This window comes from Burkholderia sp. PU8-34 (genome assembly GCF_053427725.1).
In genome coordinates, this window is record NZ_JBSAXC010000004.1 from 1 (window position 1) to 12,769 (window position 12,769).

The 12,769-nt window shown below is 62.1% G+C and carries 9 protein-coding genes; 2 read left to right on the forward strand and 7 right to left on the reverse strand.

Annotation, left to right across the window (positions count from 1 at the left end; all coding sequences use genetic code 11):
* The 5 genes from ACV22Z_RS11340 to ACV22Z_RS11360 all read right to left on the reverse strand — a co-directional run.
* Positions 1-1,201: hypothetical protein (locus ACV22Z_RS11340; protein ID WP_448076401.1), on the reverse strand; the 1,201-nt coding region annotated here is incomplete at its 3' end.
* 20 nt (positions 1,202-1,221) lie between these two features.
* Complete coding sequence (locus ACV22Z_RS11345; protein ID WP_448076402.1) at positions 1,222-2,010, reverse strand: hypothetical protein; 789 nt, start codon at positions 2,008-2,010, stop codon at positions 1,222-1,224.
* Between the two features lie 609 nt (positions 2,011-2,619).
* Positions 2,620-3,999, reverse strand: coding sequence for an HlyD family type I secretion periplasmic adaptor subunit (locus tag ACV22Z_RS11350; protein WP_448076403.1), 1,380 nt, complete (start codon positions 3,997-3,999; stop codon positions 2,620-2,622).
* Entirely contained in the window at positions 3,996-5,792 is a 1,797-nt protein-coding gene (locus ACV22Z_RS11355) for a type I secretion system permease/ATPase (protein WP_448076404.1), read from the reverse strand. The genes ACV22Z_RS11350 and ACV22Z_RS11355 overlap by 4 nt, the downstream gene beginning before the upstream one ends.
* Positions 5,792-7,150 carry a TolC family protein gene (locus tag ACV22Z_RS11360; RefSeq protein WP_448076405.1) on the reverse strand — a complete coding sequence of 453 codons (1,359 nt, stop codon included), beginning with the start codon at positions 7,148-7,150 and terminating at the stop codon, positions 5,792-5,794. The genes ACV22Z_RS11355 and ACV22Z_RS11360 overlap by 1 nt, the downstream gene beginning before the upstream one ends.
* Before the next feature lie 392 nt (positions 7,151-7,542).
* Between ACV22Z_RS11360 and ACV22Z_RS11365 the strand changes: the two genes are divergently transcribed.
* Positions 7,543-8,652: an ISAs1 family transposase gene (locus tag ACV22Z_RS11365; protein ID WP_448076875.1), complete on the forward strand. Its 1,110-nt coding sequence runs from the start codon at positions 7,543-7,545 to the stop codon at positions 8,650-8,652.
* Between the two features lie 173 nt (positions 8,653-8,825).
* Positions 8,826-9,029 (forward strand): alpha/beta fold hydrolase, encoded by a 204-nt coding sequence (locus tag ACV22Z_RS11370; RefSeq protein WP_448076876.1) that lies wholly within the window; start codon positions 8,826-8,828, stop codon positions 9,027-9,029.
* 65 nt (positions 9,030-9,094) lie between these two features.
* On the opposite strand, the gene ACV22Z_RS11375 is transcribed toward ACV22Z_RS11370, so the two are convergent.
* Positions 9,095-10,171: a Rieske 2Fe-2S domain-containing protein gene (locus ACV22Z_RS11375; RefSeq protein ID WP_448076406.1), complete on the reverse strand. Its 1,077-nt coding sequence runs from the start codon at positions 10,169-10,171 to the stop codon at positions 9,095-9,097.
* Between the two features lie 89 nt (positions 10,172-10,260).
* Complete coding sequence (locus tag ACV22Z_RS11380; RefSeq protein ID WP_448076407.1) at positions 10,261-12,714, reverse strand: efflux RND transporter permease subunit; 2,454 nt, start codon at positions 12,712-12,714, stop codon at positions 10,261-10,263.
* Between the last annotated feature and the right edge of the window lie 55 nt (positions 12,715-12,769).

A 12,769-nucleotide genomic window follows, 5' to 3' on the forward strand; every position in this document is an offset into this window, starting at 1 on the left:
TGCCGTACAGTGTCGCCGTCTGGGAGCCATCGGCGGCGAAGTCGTACTTCGTGTAGCTCTTGTCGAGGTTGAAGTTGTACTGCTGCGTCGCCTTGCCATCGGCTCCGTAGAAGATGTCCAGCATCTTGAAGCCAGCGGCATTGAACTTCGCGTATTCGGTGATCTTGCCGTTCACGCCGTACAACGTTGCGGTCTGGGAGCCATCGGCGCTGAAGTCGTACTTCGTGTAGCTCTTGTCAAGCCTGAAGTCGTACCGCTGGGTTGCCTTGCCGTCGGCATCAAAAAACACGTCCTGGAACTTGAACCCCGTATAGTCGAATTTCGCTTGTTCCTGAATCTGCCCGTTGGCGCCGAAAAGGGTAGTCGTCACGGCGCCCTTCCACGAAATCTCGCCGTTCACCATCACCCATGCGCCGTTCTTCAGCGGAATGCCCTTCGTATCAATCGTGAATATCTGCTGACCATCGACGACGAAGCTTGTGTACGTGATCATTCCGCCCTGGACCTTCTGCCAGTCCACGAGATTCGGGTCCATACCGGAATGCTGAAGAATCCACCAAGCCGCGTAGTACTGTGTGTATGTCAGGTATTTGGCAATGGACGGCGGGACCTTGCCGTAGTACTTCCCCGCAGCATCGACAAACGCCGTGCCTGGATTGGCAAGCGTCTGAGAAGTTGCAGACCCCCACGTCACATTCTTAACATCGATGCCCGCTGACAGCGCCAATTGATTCAATTGCAGCGTCAGCCGGCTGTCGGACAAGTCAGAGTGCATATGGCCGGCAGTTCCACCGGTCAGCCCCAACTGGATGGCAACGATGTACTCGGAAAGCAGCGCCACCCCTTCGTTCGTCAAACCATTCGCGACGGCCTGATCCGGATTTAGTGCTGGGGAACCGCCCGTCCCTCCCGGCAGCATCGCATGCCCGAGTTCGTGCGCGAGCGTGGTTGCGAAGACGTTTGGCGATTCGCTCCATGAAGGATCGAAGCTAATTACTTTGTCACCTGAACTAGTGCTGACTCCGCTGCCAGCAACACCTCGCTTGAACTGCCATTGACCCGCAGCGCCGAATGCATTCAATTCACCGGCCAAAAAATCAGAGCGGACAGCGGCTGCGACAATTGCATTATATTCGGCGGAATTAATTCCAAAACCGTCGGCCAGCTTCTTCAATGCCTCAGTCGTAAGAGCGACAGCCATTATGTTCTCCTGTTTATAATTTATTTCTCTGTCAACTCAATGAGGATATTTGATAATTCGCCAGACGAATTAAAATGAATCGTGATAGTTTTTTCCGTTCTTTCGTCAACCTGCTGATATTTCCATCGTTCATTTCCATGGGGAGCTGTTGCCGGAGGTGGACTGCCGTGCGGCGACGGTTCGGGCATGAGAAAAACGAAGTTCCCGCCGAATATTCTCTTGGTTTCGTCGAAATTCGGACCGCCCTCGCGCATGCCAAAATTTACACCGGCCGTGACCGATCCAGATTGATGAGTAGTCTTTCCTCCCACCAGTTGAGCGGACGGTGTGAGATCATCACGCCCCGGGATTTTCACACATGGAAATATCGATAAAAAATGACTCGATATTACGGAGATCCGACGATCCCCGTTTTCTTCATCGGTTCTGATGACGCCCGTGTCTTCCAGGTTGAATGCATTTTTAAGGCTGGCGTCTGTATAAAAGTCGTCCCTCAGCAGGAGATCGTGATCAAAAATAACCTTGAGGTTCCTGACAAATTCAATTGGGGTTTTCGGTCGGGAGATCATCTGCGTCACCTCTTCTCCGCCTTGGGGGGGAACGGACTGGTTTGTCGGCGAACCCGCTTGTTGTGCGGCATTCAGATGGCTCGTCAATGCAGGAGCCATTTGCGGCGCGTCCTCCGGTTGCGCATAACGCAGGCTACCCGGCAACAGAGCCGGTGCATCGGGCGCGGGTGCTGGCTGCGCATAACCTATATTGCTTGCCACTGTGGCGGTCGCCACTGCGGCTGCTGTAACAGCTTTCATCGGTATTTCTCCTCTAAAAACTACGTTGAACAGAATGGTTCGAAACCTGCTCTGCTTTGTGTCGGGTGCATGAAAACCCTCAAACTGCTTCACCGGTCAATCCCGCTTTTCCTGTTGGAAACTGTTGAATATGACCATATTGACGGGAAGCGACTGCACTGGACTTCGGTTTGGTATACCCGCTGCGTCATGGAATTACTATCGCCCGAGAAAAATAGGAGGGGGCGGTAGCGGGTCACCGGGTCGGGGAAAGAGTTGGGCGTTGACCCGACGAGCAGTCTTGGTATTTTCGATGGCTTGCAGCTGACTTTTCTGCCGCCTCGATTCCGCCTCGCTTGCGCGCTCCGCCGTGTTCATGCAACGAGCCGCCAGGAGCCGTTGCTGGAACGTCTGATCCGGCGTACTGAGCGGGTTTCCTTCAGCGTCAAGCACCCGGCATCCGAGTTCAGGGCGAGGTGCTTCTTCGGCATGCCCCGGATGAATAAACGTGAGCCCTGTTAGAAGCAGGACAGGGAGGACTGAACTCCTGAGATTTCTGATCGTCATGACGGATCGACCTCAATAAAAGAAATAATCACCTGGCTCATTTTTCACCCTTGCGTTACCAGATCAATCCCGCATCGATTTGCGAATCCCGTCCCTGACCGGTTCAAGCAGGTAATCGAAGGCCGAGCGCGCATGCGTGCGGATGTAGACCTCGGTACGAAGCCCGGGCCCGAGCGCGACCGGCTCCTTGGCAAGGCGGTTGGCCTTCGCCAGTGCTTGCGCGGGAACCTCGACCCGTACCACGTAGAACCGCGTGCGCTTATCGCTGTCGGTCAGGGCGTCCGCGGAAATGTACGTGACCTTGCCGTCGAGCATCGGCGTGGTGCGCGAGTTGTAGGCCGTCAGCCGAACGTCCGCATGGCTTCCTGGCGCGATCTCGCGTACATCGTCCGGCCGGATGTTCGCTTCTACGATCAGCGGCGCGCTTTCGGGGACGACATCGACAATCGGTTCTCGAGGCGCGACCACCGCGCCGATCGTATGCACCTTCAGGCCGACAATCACGCCCGCGACCGGCGCGGTCACGCGGGTCCGGGCCGACTGATCGCGGGCCGGACGAAGCCGCTCACCGATCTGGATCGCGCGAGTGGTAGCGTCCTTGAGTTCGTCGTCGGCCGCCTTCACGTAGTCGTGACGCAGCCCGGCGATGCGAAATTCTAGATCGGTCTGGCGCTGTTTCGCGCGGCTCAGATCGGCGGCGCCGGACTGGACGCGCGAGAGTGCATCGGCCTCGGTCCGCTGCAAATCGAGCACCTTCGTTTCAGCGACGAAACCCTCCAGCTGCAAGGTTTCGTTGGTCCTCCGCTGCTGGCGTGCCATGTCATAACTGCGGTTCATCGTCTGGATCAGCTGCGAACTGATGGTGATTTCCTGGCGGGTCTGAGCCAGTTCGGTGCGCAGCATCGTGCTCTGGTCGACGAACGCACGCCGGCGTGCGATAAAAAGCGAGGATTCGCGCGCCAGCAATTCGGCAACGCGCGGATCATCGCGCTGATTTTCGAGCGCAGCCGGAAACGTCAGCGCTTCTTTTAGCTCACGCTCGGCGGACAGTCGCGCGATCTTCGCCTGTTCCGCATCGGATTGCGCCTGCAACGCCGACAGTTCGGCCGCCGGGCCCACGTTGTCCAGCACGACCAGCACCTGGCCGGCCTCCACGCGGTCGCCATCTCGGACCAGGATTTGCTTCACGATCCCGCCTTCCAGATGCTGCACCGTCTTGCGTTCGCCTTCGGTGCGCACCGAGCCTTCTGCGACGACGGCACCGGAAAGCGGCGCGAGCGCGGCCCACCCCCACATCAAACCCAAGCCCACAACGACACCGGCAACACTGATGCCGATCAACCGGCGCGGCAGCGGCAGTGCATTCGCGTCGGAGGTCACGGACTCAGGCCACAAACGCCTAACAGCCTCGCTCAAGCGATGAAACGACATGAGCTTTCTCATCGGTTGCCTTCCATCGCCGGCTCGACCGCCGGCACTTTAGCCGCCTGAAGCGAGGACCGACTCGCCTGCAGCGCAGCCAGATCTATACTGGATGGTATTTCGCCTGCATCGTCGGTCTGTCCAATCCCTGAATGTGACCTGCTGTCGACCTGCTGCGGCCCGGACGGCATTTCAAGCTGTTCCATTTGCCCATCCTTCAGCCGCAAGATTCGGTCAGCCAGCGCGAGCAGCGACGGCCGGTGGGTCACCGCAATGACGGTCATACCATCCGTCTTCAGTTGGCGCAGCACGCGGTCGAGCGCCGCTTCGCCCAGCGTGTCCAGACTCGCGTTGGGTTCATCCAGCAGCAGCACGGCGGGATCCCCGTACAAGGCGCGCGCGAGGGCGATGCGCTGACGTTGTCCGCCGGACAACAGTTCCCCGGCGTCCCCGATCAGCGTCTCGTAACCCTCAGGGAGATTCAAGATCATCTCGTGGACCTCCGCTCGCTGTGCAGCCCGTACGACCGCGGCCGAATCGAGCGGGAGGGGCTTCGCGGTCCGTGCGATGTTTTCCGCGACGGTGCCCGCGAACAGCTCGACGTCCTGCGGCACGTAACCGAGATACCGGCCCAGGGAAGATCGGGGCCACTGCGCCACGTCGGCGCCGTCCAGCCGCACCGCGCCTGCCTGCGGGCGCCAGAGCCCCGCGATGACCCGCAGCAACGTCGACTTGCCGGATGCGCTGGGCCCCATGATCACCAACGTCTGGCCCGCAGTCAGCGTGAAATTAATCCCGCGCAGCAGCAGCCTTCCCAGGCCCGGCGTTCGCGACGGCACGCTGAACGCGATCTGTTCGACCCGGATTTCACCCGTCGGTGGTGGCAGCGTGATCGGTTCGGCCTCAGTCTGAGCGGCGAGCAGTGCCTCCAGACGAGGCCACGCCTCGCGCAGTTCGCTTGCCTGCTTCCAATTGCCGATCAACTGCTCAATCGGCGCCAGTGCCTTACCGAGCAGGATAGTCGTAGCGAGCATCACGCCCGGCGTTGCATGGCCCGCAATCACGAGCCACGCGCCGGCGGCCATCATGATCACCTGAATCGCCTGCCGCAGCCCTTTGGCCACGTCGCGATAGAACGCGCTGCGATCCGACACGTCGCGCTGCGCGGCTACGTAGTTGCGCTTGCGCGTATCCCACGCGCCCACCAGGTTATCCGCCATGCCCAGCACGGTTATGACTTCGGCATTGCGAAGGAGGTGCTGGTAAAACGAATCCCCCTCCCGCTGGCGCGCGAGGTAAGACTCGATGCCCTTGCGCGTGAGCCGGTCGTTGACTAGCGCGACACCAATCAACAGTAACGCGCTGATCACCGCAATCAGCGCCAGGGACCAGTGAAAGAGGCCGATGACGATCACATAGACTACCAGCCACGGCGCGTCAAAAAATGCGATTACGCCGGACCCCGCAAGAAACGCCCGTAGCGTATTGATATCTCCCTGGCTCGCGATCGCTCGTGAAGGCTGCCGATGAGCGTGAGCAGAAATTTGCGCCTGCAATGCGAGTTGCTCGACCCGGTTGCCGATCTGCACGCCCAGATCCGACAAGATCCGGCTGCGGGCGATATCGACACCCAGGTTCATCCCGAGTGCGATCGCCATGAAGGCCATCAGCATCAGCAGCGTTTGAATGCTCTGGCTCGGCAGCACGCGGTCGTAAACTTGGAGCAGGTAGATGGTCGGCGTCAGCAGCAGCAAATTCGACGCAATACCGAACGCGGCTGCGATCAGCAGATGGCGCCTGATGAGTTGATACATCAGTGTCCTCCCGATGCGCCAGAGCTTGGTGTACGGGCGGGCGTGTGCTCGACCAGCATTGTGTCGAGGGCAGCAAGGTCAGCCTCGCCCAGGTCGGCGGTACTCGCTTTCAGCTTCAGCGCTTGTGCGAGCGTTTCCGTACGGGCACGCGCCAGGTCGCGCTGTGCCCGGTAGAGCTTGTCTCCCGCGTCGAGCACGTCGGCGTTCACTCGAACGCCAACCTTGTAGCCGGTTTGATTCGAGCGCAACGCGATAGTGGCGGACCGTACCGCGCTCGCCAGCGCTTCCGTCTGCGCCAAACCTCGCGTGACACCCAGATAAGCGTCGTGGGCCGTCAGTCGGGCGCTGCGTTGAGCGTCGTCCAGATCTTCACGAGCCTTATCTTCCAGCGCGAGCGCTTCGCGAATCTTGCTGCGGGTCATCAGGCCGTCGGTCAGCGGCAACGAGATCTGGATGCCGACGTAGCCGGAGCTGCCCCGGCTCGCGCCCGTGTAGAAGTTCGTCTGGCCGTTGATAAACGCCGCGTTGCCGTTGCTGACGTTGCTGACCAGCGCGACGGTGGGATAGTCGCCGGCGCGTGCCTTGCTCCGTTCGCGGCTGGCGAGCTGGATCGCGATCATTTTTCGACGCACCCCGTAATCTGCGGTGGCGGCTGCGTCCATCCACTGTTGCAGGTCCGCGGGCTCCGCGAGTGGCAGACGAGCGTCGTCGCGCCATCCGTCTACCCTGTTAACAGGATGGCCGACAATCTTCTGGAGCGCCGCGTAGCTGGTATCGCGTTGCGTTTGCGCGGCGACTTCATCGGCCCGCGCGGCATCGAAGCCGGCCAGAGCCTCGTTCGTATCCACGATGGTCGCATCGCCCAGCGCGAAGCGGCGCTTCGCGAGCGCCAGTTGTTCCGCGACGGCCTTGCGGTGGCCGATGGCGAGCGCGAGGTCGTCCTGCGCATTCAGTGCGGCCAGATAGGCCTGGGCAACGCGAAGGAGCAAGTCCTGCTTCGCTTGCGCCAACGCAAGATCGGCATCCATCGCGAGGAGCTGGCCCTGCTGCCAGCTTTCCCACACAGCCCAGTTGAAGAGCGGCTGATTCAACGTCAGGGTGAAGCCATTGGTCGAATAACCGGGTATGGTCTGCCCTGGAATCCTTACACCGTTGCGATAGATGACCTGCTGTATGCCAGCTTGCGGCAGCAGTCCCGCCCGCCCCTGGGGCGCTTTTTCGATGCCCGCACGCCAGGCTGCCTCTGCGCTCTTGAACGCGGCATCTGCGGCAAGCGCTTCGCTTGCAAGACTCGCCAGACTGGACGCGTTGGCAGTCGTCACCGACGCAATCACGAGAAAGCAGGTGACTGCCTTCACGGCATTGGGCACAGCGTGCTGATGACGCCCCGCCTTGCAGTTGCGTTCCCGTGATATGCCCCCCGCTATTTGGCCGTGCCTACTGCAGCTGCTCATCGTTTTCCTTTATTTGCGCATCCACTGCAGTTGCGTCGAGCGCAAACGTTTGCTCGCCCTCGTCCAGTTGCACGTCACAATGCAGATCTTGTCGAGTTTATAAAAAATAAGGATTTGTGAAAATCGGACGTGTCTGAATTTCTTCATGGTGCTAACTTTGAGCCAGGGCAATCGCACGAAATGTGTAAATCGTTAAAGAAGGCTTCCGTTTGCTTGAAAGCCTGTCCGAAGCAGGATGTAGTGACGGTTTTTGCGCCTGAGAGAAGCCCGTGCGACAGTCCGCCTTGCAGCAGGATGTGTTGAGTATCGAAGAAGCATTCGGAGGTTTGACGGATCCACGTAGCCGGCCGTCCCCACATGATTTGCAGGAGATTCTGTTTGTCTCGTTGTGCGCGATTCTGTCGGGGGCAGATAGCTGGGTCGCCATCCAGATCTGGGGCGAATCGAAGCTCGACTGGTTGCGCCGGTACGTGCCACTGGAGCGAGGAATTCCATCGCACGATACGTTCGGTCGGGTATTCGCGGCGCTCGATCCGCTGGAGTTCGAAGCCTGTTTCGTTCGCTGGATGCGCGGACTCTGTCCAGCGCTGGCCGATGAAGTGGTGGCGATCGATGGTAAAACCGTGCGAGGCTCACGCAGCGCGAACCAGCGTGGCATCCACCTGGTTTCGGCATGGGCAAGCCAGCTTGGCGTGTCGCTGGGTCAAGTCCGGACCGCCGACAAGAGTAACGAGATCACGGCCATACCAGCACTGCTCGACGTACTGCTGGTCAACGGCGCGATCGTCACGCCCGATGCGATGGGGTGCCAGCGTCAGATCGCCGAGCGTATCGTCGAAGCAGGCGGGGACTACGTACTGGCGGTCAAGGACAATCAGTCGACGCTGCTGGCGCGGATCCGCTATGCACTTGATGGCATCGAGCGTGTGCCAGACGCCTATCGAGACCACACCACCGAACATCAGGAAGTCGACAAGGATCACGGCCGTATCGAAACGCGCCGGTGTATCGCCAGTGACATCCTTACGTGCTGGGAGCCTGATCCGGACTTATGGCCCGGCCTGCGTTCGATCGTGATGGTCGAGGCCACTCGGGAAATCGGCGATACCAAGACGACCGAGCGGCGTTACTACGTGTCGAGCCTGCTTCCCGACGCAGCGCGAATTGCGCAGGCCGTGCGGGCGCATTGGCGTATCGAAAACAGCATGCACTGGGTGCTGGACATGACCTTCAGCGAAGACCAGTGCAGGGTTCGCGTCAACAACGCCGCCCAGAACTTTGCGATCCTGCGTCGCATCTTCCGGAACCTGCTCAAAGCGGATACGACGACGAAGGCCGGCATCAAGAATCGACGGCTCAAAGCGGGCGCCAGTGACTCCTATCGCACCGCTGTTGTCCGTTTGTGACATTTCGTGCGATTGGCCTGCAGGGCAATCGCACGAAATGTGTAAATCGTTAAAGAAGGCTTCCGTTTGCTTGAAAGCTTGTTCGAAGCAGGATGTAGTGACGGTTTTTCCGCCTGTGAGAAGCCCGTGCGACAGTCCGCCATGCAGCAGGATGTGTCGCGTATCAAAGAAGCATTCGGAGGTTTCACGGATCCACGCAGCCGGCCGTCCTCGCCGCCGACTGCCTCGTGCTTGCAGACCGGCTCGGCTGGCAACGCTTCCACGTGATCGGACATTCGATGAACGGCATGGTCACGCAGCGCGTCGCCGCCAATGCCCCGTCGAGGATCAAAAGCGCGATCGCCGTGTACCCGGTCTCCGCCGCGGGCGATCGGTGATGGAAAACCGTGACCGAAAGCGCCGGCGGAAAGCGCCACGTCACACGCGGGTCCGGACGTCCCGCTTAGCGCTCGAACACATGATGCAATTCCGGCGGCGCCTCCCCGTCCCGGATCCGCATCTCGAACACCTTGCGCGCGACGCTCGACGGCCGCACGTCGGCCGCATCGAGATAGAACTGCGAATACCAGTCGCGCATCTGGTAGAGCGGCCCGTCGCCTTCGCACAGCAGCGGGTTGTCGATCCGCGTCTTGCTGTGCCAGATGTCGACGTCCTCGTAAAACGCGCGCTGCGCCTCCTTCACGTACGCATTCGCAATCTCCATGTTCTGCGCGTCGCTCAAGCCCCGCAGCTTCTTCACGATCACGCCGTAGCGTAGCTCGAAGCTGTTCATGTCGATCGGCACGTGGCAGTTGAGCAGCACCGAATGGATCGGCTGGCCGTTGCTCTGGCCCGTCATCCGCGTGATGTGCACGGCCGGCCCGAAGTACGTCGACAGCGCGGTCAGGCTGTCGCCGCCGAGCTTCTCGCTGCGGCCGACCATCAGCTGCGTCGCCTTGTGGTCCTCGAACAGGTTCGCGAAATAGTCGACCGGCGCGTTGTGGACGGTCGCGAAGTGCGCGGAGTCCGAAATGTTGTCGACGAGCTCGCGGCAGTTGGTCTGGATCACCATCTTGTCGACGACCCAGTCCGACCATTCGTCCGAGAAGCACACGTCGAAGCGCGGAATCGCGACCTCATCCGGCGGCGGGTTGCCTTCCGGATCGTTCCACACGAACAGCAGATGGTTTTCCTCGCGGGTCGGCCATGCGCCGATGCGCGCCTTCGGCGGAATGCGCTTGCAGTACGGGATCGACGCGCACTGCCCTGCCCCGTTCCAGGCCCAGCCGTGGAACGGGCACACGAGCGTGTCGCCGTCGACCTTGCCGAGGCTCAGGTCGGCGCCCATGTGCGGGCAGTACGCGTCGACGACGTTGACCTTGCCGGTCGAGTCGGCGAACGCGGCGAGCTTGCGGCCGAAGATGTTCAGCGTATGCGGCTTGCCGTCCTTGTAGTCGCGGGCGAGCCCGATGCAGTGCCAGCCGCGCGCATAACGCTCGGCGAGCGGCTGGGCTTCGATCTTGTAAGGGCGTGCGGACATGTTGTCTCCTTGTTGACGCGCGCGGCGGCCCGCCGCGCGCTCGGGGTGATCGGTGAGCGTGTCGCTCGGTGCAGCGCTCGGTGCAGCGCTCAGTGAAGCGTATTGCCGGGCTCGAACGCGCGCGCCGGTTTCAGCGACGGCGCGGCAGCCGGCGCCGGGTGCGGCACGCGGCGTTCGGCGCGTTCGACGCCAAGCCATGCGGCGAGCGCCGGCAGCAGGAACACCGCACCGAACAGGTTCACGAGGAACATGAACGCGAGCAGCACGCCCATGTCGACCTGGAACTTCAGCGCGGAAAACGCCCACGTGCCGACGCCGATGAACATCGTGACGGCGGTGAACAGCGCCGCGGTGCCGCGCTGGCGCATCGCATCGGCGAACGCGTCGGGCAGCGCGGCGCCGTGCCGGATGTCGTGCTGCAGGCGCTCGTACAGGTAGATCCCGTAGTCGACGCCGACGCCCACGCCGAGCGTGATCACCGGCAGCGTCGCGACCTTCAGGCCGATGCCGAGCCGCGCCATTACCGCGTTGCAGAGAATCGACACGAGCGTGAGCGGCACGATGATGCACAGCACCGCGCGCCACGACCGGAACGTCACCGCGCACAACAGCGCGATCGCACCGAAGATCGACAGCAGCATCGCGACCTCGGCGTCGCCGACGGCCTCGTTGGTGGCCGCCATCACGCCGACGTTGCCCCCCGCGAGCCGGAACGCGACGTTTGGCGTCGGGTTTTCCGCCGCGAAGCGCTTGATCTCGCTGACGATGTGCGCGATGGTCGTGCCTTCGTGGTTCTGCGTATAGATCAGCACCTGGATCGCCTTGCAGTTCGCGGTGTTCATCCCGTTGTCGGGGTCGAACGCGTTCGACCCCTGCGTGAGCCCGTCGCTCGAACGCGGCAGCGCCGCCCAGCGCGGGTTGCCCTCGTTGAACGCGGCGATGAACACCTTGCCCTGCGACGCGACGCTCGTCACCGACTGCACGCCCGCGACGCCGCGCATCTGCAGCTCGAACTTCTCGATCGCGCTCATCACCGGGTAATGCAGGCACGCGTCGTCGAAGCCGGTCGCCTCGACGATCACCGACAGCACGTCGACACCGATGTTGTACTGATGCGTGATCGCCGCGTTGTCGATGTTGTAGCGCGAGTTCGCGCGCAGCTCGGGCGCGCCGGTGCCGATGTCGCCGATCTCGAGCTTGCGCGATTCGAGCGCGCCGTACGCGAGCAGCGCGAGCGCGACCGCGAACACGCCGAGTGCCGGCAGCGGCCGCGCGAATGTCGCGAAGCCCGACCACATCCGGCTGCCGCCCGCGGCCGCGGTGCGCTGCGCACGGGCGAGCGTGCTGCGCTCGAGGCGCGTGTACGACAGCAGGATCGGCAGGAACACCTTGTTGGTGACGATCATCAGCAGCACGCCGAGGCACGCGGTGATGCCGAGCTCGCGCACGATGTCGATCTGGATCCGCATGATCACCATGAAGCCGAGCGCGTTGGTCAGCAGCGCGACGGTGCCCGGCACGAACAGCTTGCGGAACGCGTCGCGCGCGGCGTCCACCGGCGCCGCGCCGCGCACGAGCGCCTGCTTCCACGCATTGGTCATCTGCACCGCGTGCGACACGCCGATCGAGAAGATCAGGAACGGCACGAGGATCGACATCGGGTCGATGCCGAGCCCGAGCAGCGGCAGCGCGCCGAGCAGCCAGACGACCGGCAGCAGCGCGACCAGCAGCGCGAGCACGGTGGTCCTCAGCGAGCGCGTATAGGCAAGCAGCAGCGCGGCCGTCACGAGGAACGCGAGCGCGAAGAACGCCATCACGCCGGCGATGCCCGATTCGACGTCGCCGACCAGCTTCGCGAAGCCGATGATGTTCACGTCGATGCCCTGCTTCGCATAACGCGCGCGGATCTCCTCGAGCTGGCGCGCGACCGCGCTGTAGTCGAGGCGCTTGCCGGTCGCCGGATCGGTCTCGCGCAGCTCCGCGCGGATCAGCGCCGACTTCAGGTCGTTGCCGACAAGCCGGCCGATCTGCCCGGAGCGCGCGACGTTGCGGCGCACTTTTGCGAGATCGTCGGGATTCGCGCTCGAGAACTGGCCCGGCACGACCACGTCGCCGCGAAAGCCGGCTTCGGTCACCTCGGTGTAGTGGACGTTCGGCGTGAACAGCGAGAACACGCGCGAGCGGTTCACGCCCGGAATGAAGAACACGTCGTCGGTGGCGTGGCGCAGCGCGTCCATGAACGGCTGGTTGTAGATGTCGCCGTCGCCCTTCCAGCGCAGGCTCACGAGGATCGTGTTCGCGCCGGGGAACGCGCCCGCATAGCGGTCGAACACCTGCATGTACGGGTGCTGCATCGGGATCATCTTGTTGAAGCCCGGGTCGAGCTTCAGGCGCGTCGCGGACAGGCCGAGCGCGAGCGTCACCGCGACGCACAGGAACATCAGCCCGCGGCGCCGGCGGATGATGAAATCGGCGCAGCGCTCGACGAACGCCGCGAGGCGCGACGCGGGAACGGCATCGGTGGGGCGTGACAGGTCGTTCATGGAACTTATCTCGTATCGAAACGGGCTGGCGGAACGGAAACGGGCGGAAGCTGGC